15 protein-coding genes are annotated in these 15,533 nt (G+C 33.6%); 2 read left to right on the top strand and 13 right to left on the bottom strand.

All coding sequences use genetic code 11. From position 1 onward, the window contains the following. The first annotated feature begins 70 nt into the window (after positions 1-70). Positions 71-664, top strand: coding sequence for a YqgE/AlgH family protein (locus tag QMO11_RS18340; RefSeq protein ID WP_282039052.1), 594 nt, complete (start codon positions 71-73; stop codon positions 662-664). On the opposite strand, the gene QMO11_RS18335 is transcribed toward QMO11_RS18340, so the two are convergent. The 5 genes from QMO11_RS18335 to QMO11_RS18315 are packed head-to-tail and all read right to left on the bottom strand — an operon-like array spanning position 661 to position 4,467. After that, positions 661-1,521: an aminotransferase class IV gene (locus QMO11_RS18335; RefSeq protein WP_282039050.1), complete on the bottom strand. Its 861-nt coding sequence runs from the start codon at positions 1,519-1,521 to the stop codon at positions 661-663. The genes QMO11_RS18340 and QMO11_RS18335 overlap by 4 nt on opposite strands. 2 nt (positions 1,522-1,523) lie before the next feature. After that, positions 1,524-2,018 carry a D-glycero-alpha-D-manno-heptose-1,7-bisphosphate 7-phosphatase gene (locus QMO11_RS18330; RefSeq protein ID WP_282039048.1) on the bottom strand — a complete coding sequence of 165 codons (495 nt, stop codon included), beginning with the start codon at positions 2,016-2,018 and terminating at the stop codon, positions 1,524-1,526. Continuing rightward, complete coding sequence (locus QMO11_RS18325; protein ID WP_075602320.1) at positions 2,018-2,632, bottom strand: rhomboid family intramembrane serine protease; 615 nt, start codon at positions 2,630-2,632, stop codon at positions 2,018-2,020. Before QMO11_RS18325 ends, QMO11_RS18330 begins: the two co-directional genes overlap by 1 nt. A 13-nt stretch (positions 2,633-2,645) precedes the next feature. Further along, the gene (gene holA / locus QMO11_RS18320; protein WP_282039046.1) at positions 2,646-3,650 is read right to left on the bottom strand and encodes a DNA polymerase III subunit delta; all 1,005 of its coding nucleotides are present in this window, start codon (positions 3,648-3,650) and stop codon (positions 2,646-2,648) included. A 40-nt stretch (positions 3,651-3,690) separates the two neighbouring features. Next, positions 3,691-4,467 (bottom strand): AMP nucleosidase, encoded by a 777-nt coding sequence (locus tag QMO11_RS18315; RefSeq protein ID WP_075602318.1) that lies wholly within the window; start codon positions 4,465-4,467, stop codon positions 3,691-3,693. 107 nt (positions 4,468-4,574) lie between these two features. Between QMO11_RS18315 and QMO11_RS18310 the strand changes: the two genes are divergently transcribed. Beyond that, complete coding sequence (locus QMO11_RS18310) at positions 4,575-5,018, top strand: type I restriction enzyme HsdR N-terminal domain-containing protein (RefSeq protein ID WP_282039044.1); 444 nt, start codon at positions 4,575-4,577, stop codon at positions 5,016-5,018. Between the two features lies 1 nt (position 5,019). On the opposite strand, the gene QMO11_RS18305 is transcribed toward QMO11_RS18310, so the two are convergent. The 8 genes from QMO11_RS18305 to QMO11_RS18270 form a co-directional block, all read right to left on the bottom strand. After that, positions 5,020-5,544 (bottom strand): GNAT family N-acetyltransferase, encoded by a 525-nt coding sequence (locus tag QMO11_RS18305; protein WP_282039042.1) that lies wholly within the window; start codon positions 5,542-5,544, stop codon positions 5,020-5,022. After that, entirely contained in the window at positions 5,544-7,475 is a 1,932-nt protein-coding gene (locus QMO11_RS18300) for a tetratricopeptide repeat protein (RefSeq protein ID WP_282039040.1), read from the bottom strand. The genes QMO11_RS18305 and QMO11_RS18300 overlap by 1 nt, the downstream gene beginning before the upstream one ends. A gap of 107 nt (positions 7,476-7,582) precedes the next feature. Next, positions 7,583-9,154, bottom strand: coding sequence for a hypothetical protein (locus QMO11_RS18295; RefSeq protein WP_282039039.1), 1,572 nt, complete (start codon positions 9,152-9,154; stop codon positions 7,583-7,585). A 249-nt stretch (positions 9,155-9,403) separates the two neighbouring features. Next, on the bottom strand, positions 9,404-10,705 hold the full coding sequence (locus QMO11_RS18290) for an MATE family efflux transporter (protein ID WP_282039037.1): 1,302 nt from the start codon (positions 10,703-10,705) through the stop codon (positions 9,404-9,406). 301 nt (positions 10,706-11,006) lie between these two features. Next, the gene (locus QMO11_RS18285) at positions 11,007-11,606 is read right to left on the bottom strand and encodes a superoxide dismutase (RefSeq protein ID WP_075602312.1); all 600 of its coding nucleotides are present in this window, start codon (positions 11,604-11,606) and stop codon (positions 11,007-11,009) included. A gap of 365 nt (positions 11,607-11,971) precedes the next feature. Continuing rightward, the gene (locus QMO11_RS18280) at positions 11,972-13,792 is read right to left on the bottom strand and encodes a tetratricopeptide repeat-containing sensor histidine kinase (protein WP_282039034.1); all 1,821 of its coding nucleotides are present in this window, start codon (positions 13,790-13,792) and stop codon (positions 11,972-11,974) included. 83 nt (positions 13,793-13,875) lie between these two features. Next, on the bottom strand, positions 13,876-14,232 hold the full coding sequence (locus QMO11_RS18275) for a hypothetical protein (RefSeq protein WP_282039032.1): 357 nt from the start codon (positions 14,230-14,232) through the stop codon (positions 13,876-13,878). Positions 14,233-14,257: 25 nt separating this feature from the next. Continuing rightward, positions 14,258-14,725 carry a hypothetical protein gene (locus QMO11_RS18270; protein WP_282039030.1) on the bottom strand — a complete coding sequence of 156 codons (468 nt, stop codon included), beginning with the start codon at positions 14,723-14,725 and terminating at the stop codon, positions 14,258-14,260. Positions 14,726-15,533 lie beyond the last annotated feature (808 nt).

Below are 15,533 nucleotides of genomic sequence, written 5' to 3'. Positions count from 1 at the left end.
ACAAAATAAGGGCCAATATTTTTTTATAACAAGCAAATAATTGTTAATTTAAAACAATAGATTTAACAAAATGAGCAAAATAAATTTTGACATATTTAAGGTTGAAAGACCCAAGATTAAACCTGATAAAGGCACAATCTTGATTGCAGACCCTTTTTTAAAGGGGCCTTATTTTAGTAGGTCTATTGTTTTATTAACCGAATATGGAGCACATGGTGCAGTAGGTTTTGTACTAAATAAAACCAGTCATATTTTTCCGGATGAGATTATTGATGATTTATTAAGCTTTAAAGGTGAATTATATATCGGAGGCCCAGTTTCATCAGATACTCTACACTTTATACATAAATTAGGAGACAAAATTCCAGGAGCATTAAAAATATCAGATTCCCTTTATTGGGGAGGTGAATTTGAAGTACTCAAAGAACTAATAAACAAAGGTAAAGCGGATGCAAGTAATGTAAAATTCTTTGCCGGATACTCAGGGTGGTCATCAGGTCAACTTGAAGAAGAAATCAATGAGAACTCTTGGATTGTAACAGAAATGAACGAAGAATTTGTTATGGAAAGAGGTGTAGACAGCATCTGGCGAGATAGTCTTTCGCAACTTGGCGGTAAATATGAAACGTGGTCAAAATTCCCTGAAGACCCTACCAGTAATTAAATAGATTGGTAAGTAAACTCATTCAACAATTGCTGTAGTTGTCGAGTCATTTGATTAAAATAACGCCTATCATTATACCCTACTATCCATTGAACACCCTGAATAGCATTGCATAAAAACATCTCGTCAACATTTACAAGTTCCTCCTTTTGCACACCACTTACTTCTATTACATTTGGCCATTTAGAACTTTTAATGATTTGAATAATTACCTGACGCATTATACCTCCTACACAACCTGAAAAAACAGAAGAAGTATAAAAAACACCATCCTTAATCCAAAATAAATTAGAGCTGATGGCCTCAATAATTTTACCTTCATTATTATAAATGAAACAATCATCAACATTACAATTTACCTTTTCAAAAGAAGCCAATATATAAGGTAATGCATTTCCACTTTTAAAAAATGAGATAGGATTATAACCTTTCTTTACCTCAGTAAAATCTCCCAATAAGAGCCCTTTTTTATTCAGTTCGTAGTTTGTGCTTACAAGCTTACTACATTCAATTACAAAATCGACGTTATTTGTTTCGGGTGTATATAAACCCATGCCTGAACGAAGAACTTCTATTCGAACACGACTGGCACCAAAACACTTATTCTGTTTTAATAAACTAGATATTAAATGCTCTAACTCGTGCTGCGGTGGCAAACTGGCTATTTCCATTTTAAGACTCATCAAAGCCTTAATCATCCTTTTGTAGTGCAGGTTAAAATGAAGCGCTTCATTACCATTACATCGGATGGTTTCGAAAAAAGAATCTCCAAACTTAAAGGCCCTATTGTTAAACCTTATTGGAACCTCATCATCATGATAAAACCTTTTATTATAACAAACGATGGAAGCATTCATAATTATTGCTTTACTATACTTTCACATATACCAAGAATTGAAGTATTCTTTTCAACTCTATAACTTTGCTTCACTCCTGCTGCTTCACCAGCCTGAATATCTCGTAAAGAATCGCCTATCAAAAAGGATTCTGACAAATCTATATCATATTCTTCGGCAGCCTGTAATAGCATACCGGGCTTTGGTTTTCTGCAATCACAATTAGATACTTCATTATGATGGGGACAACAATAAATTGCATCAAAATTAGCATTATAAGTTTGTAAAACACCTTGCATCTTTTGATGAATTGCATTCACATCATCAACAGTATAAATACCTTTGGCAACTCCTCCTTGGTTGGTTATTAACACAAGCATAAAACCTGCCTCTTTTAGCAAAGCAAGTGCACTTGGAAGATCTGGGTTTAAAACAAAATCTTCTATTTTATAGATGTAGTAATGTCCTTCATCACTATTTACAACCCCATCTCTATCAATAAAAACTGCTTTTTTCATTATAAAAATGGAAATAATCTATAAATGAAATCGATAAATAACGAAGGCTTGTAAAGAATTGGGAAAATTAATCCAAATACTGCTCCCCAAAAATGCGCATCATGGCCAATATTATCCATCCCTTTTTGTGCCATAACCCTAGAATAAACCAAGTATCCAACACCAAAAACAATTCCAGGAATAGGTACAATAGCAAATAAGTAAAGCATACTATAAGGACTAAAAAAGATACTTGTAAAGACTACTGCTGAAACAGCACCTGAAGCACCAATGGCATTATAATATGGGTTCTCCTTTTCTTTTACTAGCGAATATAAACTTGAGAAGATTAGTGCTGCAAAAAAAAGAATAAAGAACATTAATAAACCTCTGCCTGGAAAAGCTTGATTAAAATAGTAAATCACGGCTCTACCAAAAGAGTACAACACAAACATATTAATTAGTAAGTGCGACCAACTACCATGCAAAAAACCATGTGATATTAATCGAACATATTCCTTATGCTTAATAATTCTATAGGCGTTAAACTGGTATTTTTCAATAAGGTGCGGCTGACTAAATGCGGTAACACTAATGACTACGATAACTGCAATCAATATAAATAATGCGTTCATTATAAGTTCTATTTTAATGTAATATTTTAAAAATCATCTCTTTTAACAAGTCTCCGGTATCGGCAGAAACATTGTTAAAACCTTTACTCTTCATATCGTAATCTCTAAGTATTGAGATGATATCAACAACTTTTCTACCTGAATAATTCCGAGCTCCTAATGCATAATCCTGTACAAAAAATGGATTAATAGATAACTCCTTCGCCACATTTGCTTTACCCTTATCCTTTAGGTAATAGTATATCATTAACTTTGAAAAGTAATTAAACAATACTGATATTGTTGCCTGGATAGGATGATCTTTAGGATTATTGGCAAAAACCTTAATTATTCTATTGGCTTTTAGCACTTCCTTATTAACAATGGCTTTTTGTAATTCAAAACTATTGTAATCCTTACTTAGTCCAATATTCTTTTCTACATCATCAGCTGTTATTTGCTGCACATTGTTACCTAAGGCAACCTTAAGTTTATCGAGTTCCTTTACTATTTTTGATAGATCAGAACCCAGTGAATCCGACAATAATGACGAAGCTTTTAGGTCAATACTTAAGCCATTTTCTTTTAAATAACTTGTTATCCACGGTGCTACCTGATTATCATAAAGCTTTTTAAACTCAAATATACTCTTACTCTTTTTTAAGGTTTTAGATAGCTTCTTTCTACTATCAAAGGTTTTGTATTTATAGTTAACAACTAATATGGTTGAATTCAGTGGATTTTCAGCGTAATGTACTAACTCTTCAATCTTATCTAAATTCTGCGCTTCCTTTACCACTACCACTTGATATTGCGACATCATTGGATAGCGTCGAGCAGTAAGAATAACCGTATTAACATCGGTATCTTTACCATACAGAATTGTTTGATTGAAGCCTTTTTCCTCTTCAGTCAAACAATTATCTGTTATATAATTGGTAATTTGATCAATGTAATACGTTTCTTCACCCATTAAGAAATAAATAGGCTCAAACTGCCGATTTTTTAAATCGGCCATTATCTGCTTAAAATCGTTCACGCTTGTAGTTGTTCTCTTTTAGTATAATACAAAAGTACAATTATCCTTCAAAATGTAGGTGTTTCACAGATAAGCCTTCATCAATAATTTCGCGTATTGAATCAATTCCTATTTTAAGATGTTGCTCAACAAACTCTTCTGTTACTTTTTTATCGCTTGAATCCGTTTTTATGCCTGTAGAAATCATAGGCTGATCTGACACTAATAACAAGGCACCCACTGGAATTTCATTTGCAAAACCAACCACAAAAATTGTAGCCGTCTCCATATCAATGGCCATGGCACGAGTCTCCTCCAAGTATTTTTTAAAATTAGAATCATACTCCCATACCCTTCTATTGGTTGTAAAAACAGTACCCGTATAATAATCTCTTTCGTAACTAACTATAGTTGACGAAACCGCACGCTGTAAATTAAAGGCAGGCAAAGCAGGCACTTCTGCAGGCAAATAATCATTTGATGTACCCTCATTTCTGATAGCCGCAATTGGAATAATTAAATCACCCAGCTGATTCTTCTTTTTTAAACCACCACATTTCCCTAAAAATAGAACAGCCTTTGGTTTGATGGCTCCTAGTAGGTCGATAATAGTGGCCGCATTAGGACTACCCATTCCAAAATTGATTATGGTAATTCCATTGGCACTTGCATTAGGCATATTAGCATCTTCACCAACAATAGGTACATCGTACCATTTGGCGAATAAATCAACATAATGCTGAAAGTTTGTTAGCAATATATGTTGAGTGAAGTCCTCTAATTTTCTACCTGTATATCGAGGCAACCAATTGTCTATGATATCTTTTTTTGTTTTCATGGCTGTATTTTTTAGTTGATTTGACTTTTTATTTGAGGCCCTAATATACCTTATTTCGCAATAACGACTTTAGTAAAAAAGTTATATTTGTATAAAAATTGATACGAATGGATCCACTGAATTTGCCACAATATAATTTCACAATTAAAGAAGAGCTCGGCAAAAAAAAGATATTTGATAAGATAAGGCGTAAGTATGTTGTTCTTACTCCGGAAGAATGGGTTCGGCAGAATTTTGTATCTTTTTTAATGGAACAGTTGAATTACCCTTCATCCTTAATGGCTATTGAAGCCAAAGTAAACATCAATGGACTTTCGCAAAGAGCCGATATAGTAGTTTATAACACCATGCGTAAACCTTTGCTGATAGTTGAATGTAAAGCTCCAAAAGTAAAAATAACGCAAGCTGTATTTGACCAAGCTGCCCGATATAACATTAAACTTAGAACCAAGCTACTTGTGGTAACAAATGGTTTAAATCATTATTGCGCTTCTATTGCGGATGATGGCATAAACTATCAATTTTTAGAGCAAATACCAGCATACAAATAGCTTACTGATTGTTGATCAATTGATACATAAATTCATCCTCGTATTTATTGGCTACTTTGCGCCACTCTTTGCGCGTACCCATTAATGTAAAACCCTTATTTTCAAACAACTTTACAGAGGCTTTATTAGAAGTAATAACAGAACAATATAATTGATGAATGCCAAGGTGTTGAAATGAATATTTGATTAATAGTTCTAACGCCTTACTTGCAACACCTCTATTCTGAAATTTTTTATTAACAATAATTCCCACTCCTGCTCTATTATGAAACGGATCGAAATCAAATAAATCAATGATACCAGCCACTGCTTTTTGGTCGTTATGATCTATCTCAACAATTAACCTAAGTTCTTTATTTTCATAGATATCATTATTCATTGAAGCAATATACTGCTTCAGCTGAAAACGCGAAAATGGAACTAGGGTCTCAGATGCGACCCATAATTCCATTTTATTTTCTAGTTCATAAAGCGTATTGATATCCTCAGGTTCAACAGCTCTTAAACGTATATTTTCATCTAGCATTATTCTCTCATTTCTTCTATTTGGTAAATATAGCGAACAAATGGATCTTTATAACTAACTATTTTTAATAATTCTGATTTGGCCTTTTTAGCTTCACTATAAGAATTGTATGCACCATATAAATATCTAACATTACCATCTTTACATTTCACAATATCTACTCGAGTCATATCAAGCTTATTAAAGTACGTTGTTAAATCAACTTCCTTTTTAAGGGTTAAAAATTGAATCGTATACTTTGCATCTGTACTTGAAATGTTACTTGTTCCACTGGTATTTGTGACTTCTTTATGAGTTGCAGCATCCGCGACTATAGTATTGCTTTCTTCTGGAGCTTTAAGTGTAACTAATTGAACCGGATCTATATTTACAAGATTCTCTCTATTATGATAGGTCATTTCTCTATTCACTTCAATCCCTTTTGTATAAGTCTCAAATTCATCTCCTGAATAAATGATATCATAACTCTTGTCAGCCTCTAAAATCATTAGGTAAGTATTATCTTCAGGGTTTACCTTATACTTACCAACAACAGTTTCTTCATTTTTAACCAATATTTTCAACTCCTCCATTGGCAAATCCGCATCATTACTAATTGCTCCTTTTAAAACAGCCATTCTTTCAATCTCTGGCTCTTCGTACTCAACTTGGTAAATATCTATTCCCCCAATGTTAGAATCAAAACGAGACGATGCCATATAGGCTTTATTGGTTGATGCTGTAGGTACGAAAAAGATATCATCATCAGGAGTATTAATCGGGTAACCCATATTTATTGGGTCGGTAAATGTACTATCCGGTAATATTGAAGAGTAAAAAATATCAAAACCTCCCATACTATTATGTCCCTCAGAACTAAAATATAAAGTTTTACCGCCTGGGTGAAGCATTGGTGTTTCTTCATCAAACTCAGTATTAATTTTTGGGCCAAGATTTACAGGCACTCCCCATTCTCCATTAGGTATCTTTCTAACGTAATAAATATCTAATCCACCATAACCTCCAGGACGATCACTTGTGAAAAGCAAAATAGATTTATCGGCACTGATGGACGCATGCGTTTCATTAAATCTACTGTTAATTCCTTTAGGCAATTTATATGGCTCACTCCAAGTTTCCCCATCGTAGTTACTAACATATATTAAACTACCATCAATATTGCTCCTTAACAAATACATTTCAGAACCATCAGGAGAAATAGATAATACAGATTCGTGACTATTTTCATCGAGAATGGAAGTAATAATCTCTGATTCTTTCCACTCTCCATTAATATACTTTGAGTGATAAATCTTCTCTGAAAACTGTCCATTAGGTATTTTCTGGGAATAAGATGATTTCCTTTTGGAAGTAAAAAACAGCTCCGACTCATCTGCACTAACAACTGGCGTATGGTCATCGTATTTTGAGTTTATTTCGTCTCCTAAATTGTAAACGTCTAACTCAACAGGATTCTTCATTAACTCAATTCCGTTCTGTGAAGTTTCTATTTCGCGTTTAATAACCTCTTTCAAATCCTCAAAATCCTCAGGTATAAAACCTAGAATATTTGAATATGTTTCGATGGCCTTTTCATAATTATAAGTACGCTGATAGGATTTAGCCAAAGACATATTCACATCTATACCAAAGTCGGTATTCCGCATTTCTGGCTTTAGTAGCTCCTCTGCTGCAATAAAATGTATTACTGCCGAATCGGGCCCATGTGCTGTATTAAGGTAACAATGTGCCAATTGATATTGTACATCAATATTTTCAGGGTCGTTTGCTTCTACTCTTTTTAAAAGAGGAATCGCAGCATTATAATCACCGTCTTTAATAAAATCCAGACTTCTTTTGTACATTTTATCAAAACCATCATTCTGTGCAGAAATGGGTTGTGAAATTTGAAAAAGACATATTAGCGCTAAAAGGGTAGTTAGTAGTTTCATATATTACTTTTTTATCTACATTTTTATATCGTAGCTATCGAACTTAATTACATACGCTTGTAGTATTATAATTATTTAAGATGGCCTTATTTTAAACTATTCTTCACTTATTTACCAATGGGTTCTAACACAATAGGATCTATATAAAAAGTAAATCCTTTACTCTTAAAAGCCTTGCCTCCTGGCACAATCACCTGTTTCTCCACAGGTTTAAAACCATCACACTCCACATACATTGTGTAATCCTTATTGGCTGGTAGAATCAAAACATACTTTCCTGTATTCGGATTCACTCTATAGGGTTCTTCCTTTTCTTCATCACTGTTATCCACCAAAATTATATTTGCTTGTTCTGCAGGCTTTTTCTTATCTGTATAAATAAAACCACCCACCGTTGTAAGCGAATTCGTATGCTTATCAGGATACTCAATTAAATAAATATCACTTCCACCAAAGCCTTCTTTGCGCTTTGATGCATAATACACTCTATGCTCATCAGCGGTTGGACAATAAAAAAGGTCATCATAAGGAGTGTTTATAGGATAACCAATATTTTCTACTGACACCCACTTGTTGTCATCATCTGAATGCGCTTTAAATATATCGTACCCGCCCATACTATTATGACCTTCAGAACTGAAATACAAGGTATGATTGGTATCATCAATAAAAGGACTGCTCTCATCATAAGCTGTATTAATGCGAGGACCCAAATTTATTGCTTTACCCCAATTACCATCAGGCAACTTAATCGACATATAAATATCCATTCCGCCAAAACCTCCAGGTCGATCGCTTGTATAATAAATTGTATCGCCATTAAATGAAAATGCAGCATGCGTTTCGGCATAAAGAGAATTTATTGGAGCTGGAAATTTAATTGGCTCTTGCCACTTTCTATTTTTGTAATTGCTATAATATAAATCGCCAACACCTCCATTGCTCCTATACAATACTAGCGTTTTACCATCTGATGCTAAACTAACTGTAGCCGTATTGCTTTTATCATTTAAATAAATATGTTCTGGTTTTTTCCATTTTCGATCTCTCCAAACCGTTGAATAAATCCTCTCATCATCATTAATACCCAAAGAATCAGACTTTCGAGAAGTAAAAAGCAGCAAGTTTTCATCGTAACTAATAACTGGGCTATGCTCATCAAGGGCTGTATTAATATTTGAGCCCATGTTTGTGATCTTAAAGTATAAAGTATCCTTAGTTAACTCTATCGCATTATTACAATATGAAATCCCTCTATTAATTTTAGAAATGGCCTCTAGCTCTTTTTCGGAAATCCTTGATAGTAGAGATTTATATTCGTCAATGCTTTTATTAAAAGACTCACCAAGGTGATAACATTGTGCCAAGTAATACGAGGCTATTAATGACTGTTCATCAGTACTATCAATTGATAAATAATACCCTGCTGCAGATTCTAACAGTTCTATTGCAAGCGGTATTTTTGCTTCTGCAAACAAAAAACACTCTCCGGCCTTTAATTCCAGATAGATATCATCAGGGTAAGCACTTAATAAACCCTCGTATATAGCCATTGCCTCGCTATAGTTCTCGGTGGCCACTAAATTGCTTGCCTGCTGAACTTGCTTTCTATATGTTTTTTGCTGTGCATTTACACCTATGGTAATAAGTATACACACAACCAAGATAAAGTGCTTCATTTCACGCTATAAAATAAAATCAGTATTTCATAAAAGTAAACAATTGACCTTATAATAATAAGGTATTAAGTTAGTTATTTGTTAATGCGCACGATTACTTTGATGAATGACTTTTTTTAAGGGATAGTAATTCCCGAAGTATTTGCGTAACAACGCTTAGTGCATTATTATTGACAAATACAGCACTTCAGATGTAGAACTTATAAAGTGATAACCGCTAATAATGGTTTTATAGCATGAGGTATTGGACTAAGATAACTTAACATAAACAGACCTCTTTGCCAATATAGTCTGACTGATGCTACGAGCCAACATAAACAAATTCATCGATAGCCAAATAGCCTGAGTTCCAATATGCCCTCTCAATAGATAAAAAGGAATAAAGAAGAATATTACAGATGATATTAACATTGAATTTCGCATGGCACGTGAAGAAGTGCAACCGATATAAATACCATCCCAAATAAAGGAAGCAAAACTAGCTATGGGTATAAACACAAGCCATATTAAATATTTTGAAGCCTCATCTAATACTGCATCCTGATTGGTAAAGATTTGCAATAACTCCCTGCCAAACACCCAATATATTAGGGTGAAAAACAAAGCAAATCCTCCACCCCAGATAAACAACTTAAATACCGATTCCTTTAGCTTGAGTTTGTTTTTAGCACCAAAATAATGACCTACAATAGCCTCTGCAGCATAGGCAAAACCATCTAAGAAATAAGAAAACAAAAAGAAGAATTGCAATAAAGCACTATTGGCAGCTAATTGAATATTACCAAAACCGGCTGACTGACTAGTAAAAAAGGTAAATACAGCAATTACACATATGGTTCTGATAAAAATATCGGTACTTACGTTTAAAAATTCTTTCAATTCGTTTAAACGCAATATCTCTTTAACTTTAAAATAATGGAGTACATGCTTATACTTCTTTAAAAATAGAAACACCGACAACAGCAAGCCACCATACTGTGCAATTACCGAGCCCATGGCAACACCCCTTTCTTCAAAACCACCCAACTTTACCAATAAAAAACTACTGCCTATATTAATCACATTAATGATAATGGATATTAGCATTGGATAAATTGAATTTTGCATTCCAATAAACCACCCATTGATAACCATTAGAGCAATGGCGGCAGGAGCAGCCCAAATACGAACATAAAAGTAATTAGATGCAAGCTCTTTTACTTCAGACGATCCATCGAGAAGCCAGAAACTGAAATTACCGATGTATTTTTGAAAAATCAGAAGAAATAGACCTCCACTAAGGGCAATAAACAAACCTCGAAAAAGAACCATGGCCATTTCGTTGTTGTTCTTTCTTCCGTTTGCTTGGGCAGAGATACCACTGATACTCATACGCAAGAAAGCAAATCCCCAATACACAAAATTAAATATAACCCCTCCAAGAGCTATTGCTCCCATATATACATCAGAATCTAGGTATCCCATCAAATGTAAATCAACCATACCCAACAGTGGAACTGTAAGATTAGATAGAATATTAGGAATGGCTAGTTTTAGTATTTTCTTATGCATATGTTCTGAAGCTATTGGTGTTTATTCCCAATTTGGGTGCAAATATAAATATTATATCTATTGGTAATTCATCAATAGTTCTTTAGTTTTTAGTAAGTAAGCATTAGTAAATGCTATTAGCGGATATTGCAGATAAAAATTTATCAATGACTCTATGTATACCTGAGTCTTATAAACAAAAAAATGGGGCTTCGAATCATTATTCGAAAGCCCCACATTACCCAGACAAAATAAACAAACTAACCTATTAATTCTATGAACAACATTGAGCAATAGGTAATGCTCAACATATTTTTATATTTTACTTTAATCTTTTTGCAACCTCATCCCAATTAATAATATTCCAAAATGCTGAAATATAATCTGGACGTAAATTTTGGTATTTTAAATAATACGCGTGCTCCCAAACATCTAATGCCAATACAGGAGTACCTTTCACTTCTGCTATATCCATTAGTGGATTGTCTTGATTTGCTGTAGATGTAATGGCTAAACTACCATCCTCCTTTTGTACCAACCAAGCCCAACCTGATCCGAAACGTGTAGCTGCTGCTTTCGAGAATTCATCCTTAAAAGCATCGAAAGAACCAAAGCTCTTTTCAATAGCTGCTAAAACATCTCCTGTTGGAAGACCGCCTCCGTTTGGACTAAGTACTTTCCAAAATAACTCGTGGTTATAAAAGCCACCTCCGTTATTACGAACAGCTGCCGATTGAGAAGAAATTGAAGCTAAAATATCTTCAACTGATTTACCTTCTAAATCTGTACCTGCAATAGCAGCATTTAAATTATTTGTATATCCTGCATGATGCTTGCTGTGGTGGATTTCCATTGTGCGTGCATCAAAGTGTGGTTCTAAAGCATCGTATGCGTAATCTAATTTTGGTAATTCGAATGCCATAATTAAGTTGTATTTGTTTAGTTATATTTTTGTAGAGGTATTTAAGACCTCTATATCTTTATTAAATTTCATAGGTTAAACAGGATGTATTATAAAAGGTTCAAAAAGGATTAAAAAAAAATACAATATTTTTCAATCACGCTCTAAATACCACTATATATAAGGCTATTACAGCATACCTATTTTATATATTTCTTCCCCCCTAGAAAAAGAGGGCTGGCTTGAAAAGAATTTTATAGGATTGCAGGAGTTGGGGGATTTTGGATATTGCAGAGTCAATCCCCCTAAAATATTAATTTGTGAGAAATTGAAGATAACCCGCTTCGCCAAGGGGGAAAAGTATTATAAATATTAAAACGAAGAAATTAGGAAAGAATCGTATTCTTAAATTTTAAGATAAAGGTAGTGCCTTTACCTATGATGCTTTCAACATCTATTTCGGCTCCATGAGACTCGATAAAGTTACATACCAACTGAAGGCCTAAACCTAAACCTTTTTCGTTGTTTGTACCGTAGGTACTTGCAATATCACCTGAGCATAGGCGCTTTTTAAAATCGGCTACTTCTAAACCAATACCTGTATCAGCTACTTTAACAATAATATGGTCTTTTTCGCGATAGGCACTTACGGTTATAAAACCGCCAACCTTGGTAAACTTTAGGGAGTTACTAATAAGGTTACGCATAGTCATTGCAAAAAATGGCTTATCTACGTGCAACTCTAGGTCACTGGCTATATTCGATTGTATTTGTATGTCTTTTGAGTTGGCAATGGGTTGTATGTGAATCAATTCTTCTTGAAACACTTGCAGAATAGGCACATTAACCTTGTTTATCTTTATGTTTTTCATTTGAATAACCCCCCACTGCAATAGGTTATCTAATAATTGCACTACACTTGCCGAAGAACGCTCTAACTCTTTGGCTAATTGAGGTATTTGCTCATAATCGTTGGTCTCTAGGTAATAGTTGAGTACTTCTGAGTAGCTATTAAAGGTTGCTATGGGGCTGCGTAAATCGTGGGAGAGTATGGAGAAAAACTTATTTTTAGTATCGTTGGCAATCTCTAGTTCTTTATGCTGCTTAGCTAAAGCAGTGGCATCGCGCTTACGTAATCTACGGTTACGGTACAAATGCGCCACATGTGCTAATAACAAAAACAAAACAACAAATAATGAAATACCAATTATAGTATAACGCTCTTTCTGATTTACCAAAGCATCTACTTCCTTTTGTTTTTGGGCTACTTCGTATTTGGTGCGGAGATTAGCAATTTTACGAACCGTTTCTTCGTTGTTAATGCTATCCTTAAAAATTACATATTGACAATGCGAATTATAGGCTCTTTCATATTCTATTTCTGCACTATAAATCTTAGATAAAGTTAGATAAGTATCTCTAATTTGTTCCAATAAACCATGTTCCTTAGCCAAGGTCATACTTTTATTAGCACTTTCTTGTGCTTGATAAAAATCACCTTCCATTAAGAAGACCCTTGCTAAACCTTCGTAATAAGAAGAAATAGCATAATTATCATTAAAGGACTTTAAAATTTCCATACCTTTAATTAGTTTAACTTTTGCACTATCAATTTGAGATAGTTCAATATAAACTAATCCGATATTGCCCTCAGTATAACCTAGACCGTATACAAAGTCAATCTCATCAAATAAATCATAAGCTCGTTTATAATAATACAATGCAGAATCAAATTTATTACATAACCGCATACATTCACCAAGGTTTAAATTCACTGATGCACTATGTAATGTATCATTAAGAATTTCATATAGATTTAAGGCCTTAAAATAAGAATTAACGGCATTATTCTGTTCATTATTTTTATGATACAGAGTTGCTATTTCCTGATAACAAGCAGCAATACCCTCATTGTCATTTAGATTAGAATATAGATCTAATGATATTTGCGATAAATCAATAGCTTTTAAAAAATCACCTTTATGCCTATAAGTTATTGCTTTAAGAAGTATAGCTCTCGCTTCCCTTTCTTTATCACCTATTCTTTTCGCAATAATGTATGCTGAATCAGCGAACAAAAACCTCATCTCAGGATCATCAGTCTCATAAAAATTTTCGTAATACTGCCTATATCTATCAATATTTTTTGTTTCGTGATGATCTGACACATCAAGACCACTACTAAATAATATTAGTAATGGCCCCATAATAGACAATATTTTAAAATAGATCTTCAATTTTCAAATGGAAAGGCCTAGTAGATTAACACTTGGATATTACTTAATAATACTTATTTTTTAGGGGGTACATCAATAAAAGGATCAATGGTAATTTCCCTTCCATCTTTATACTCAAATTTGATATTATACCCTTCTTGCCCTTCAATATCTTTATCTATTACGGCTTTCCATTTAGAATCATTTACTCGATGAGGTTTTACGGAAAAAATCTCAATACTATCTTCCTTTTTATAGATATTAATGATTTTATTTATATTACTTTTCTTTGACAACTTCCATTTCACTTTCTGTCCACGAGCCCCTTCTGATTTTAAATTATCAACGCCAACATTGCCTTCATTATCGCTTAATAATAATTCAACTTTGCCGTTATTCTCTACAGCTTTCAAACGTATTTTCAATGACATAATTTTAATATATTTATTTGTAAATCTATTTTTTTGGCGGAATTTCGATAAATGGATCTATCACCACTACACTCCCATCCTCATATTCAAAATCGATATTATACTCAATGCTATTAGCTGCCCAGGGGGCTACTTTGGCTTCCCAAATACCATGTGATACACGGTAAGGTTGCACTTCAAAAATATCAGCGCTATGCTCCTTTTTATAAATATTGAGTATTTTGTTTATTTTGCTATCCTCGTCCAACTCCCATCTGATAATAAAGTTGGGCTCTGCTTTGGTCTTAATCATTGGAGTACCTGTGTTACCTTGTGTATCCCAAAGGTCAAGGGTAATTTCTGAGCCTGTATCTATAGCACGCATGCTAATGGTAACATCTGCTATTGGTGTTTCTTCTAAATCCTCTTTGCTATGAGTTTCTTTTAAGTCCTCTTTGCTACAGGAAATACATATCAGTATTGCCATAGCACTTAATAATAGGTTCCGTTTCATATGGTTTTAGGTTTTAATTATTAAAAACGATGCTAAAAATAGTAATTTTATGTTTACATAAAACCTATTGTTTAAAAAAACACTCTGTAGTCTGAATATTTAACATTGAACCTAAGCAGCAAACACATGCAACTATGCGCATATAACGGGCTACACAGGAGTTATAGCTCCATTATTATACAGTATATAAATTACACATTTTTACGCACTACAGAATAGACTAGAAACACCTTTCTTTATATAACTACAACGCAGAATACAATTAAAATTGAACAGTCAGGCTTACAACAAACAAATGGCTGGGTGGATATTTGTTTGCATGTTACAATAAATAATATTAGTTTAAAGTACTGTTAATAAAACAACAATAGTATATCTTTAATCCTAAAATTATTATGAACCGCATCTTTATTCCCATTATTTTCTCATCTCAAGTATTTACCACTATCCACATTATTATCTACGGTAAAAAAATACGCCTCTACATCACCTAGCTGAGTATTTTTACTACTAAAAATAGGCATCCCCAATTTCTTTATAGCACATATAGGTGGCTAAAATAGGTCTGAACAAAACATTTAGCCTGTTTCAGCGTCAAAAAAATACCCTCACGTATTTGTACATGGCTTATCTGCTACCAAGAAATGGCTTACCCAAAATGGGGAAAGCATTTTTTACTAAAAAAAATAGCCTTACATAAATGTATAGGGTACTTTTTTAAGGCCAGCAAAGCATAACGGAATATGGCATGCATATTTACAATGCTAGGCAAGCCCTTTACAAATACGGGAGGGTATATTTTTATAAA

Origin of the sequence: Saccharicrinis aurantiacus (assembly GCF_947489045.1) — a bacterium.
Classification (GTDB): Bacteria; Bacteroidota; Bacteroidia; order Bacteroidales; family Marinilabiliaceae; genus Saccharicrinis; species Saccharicrinis aurantiacus.
This window is presented reverse-complemented; position numbering and strand designations above follow the sequence as displayed.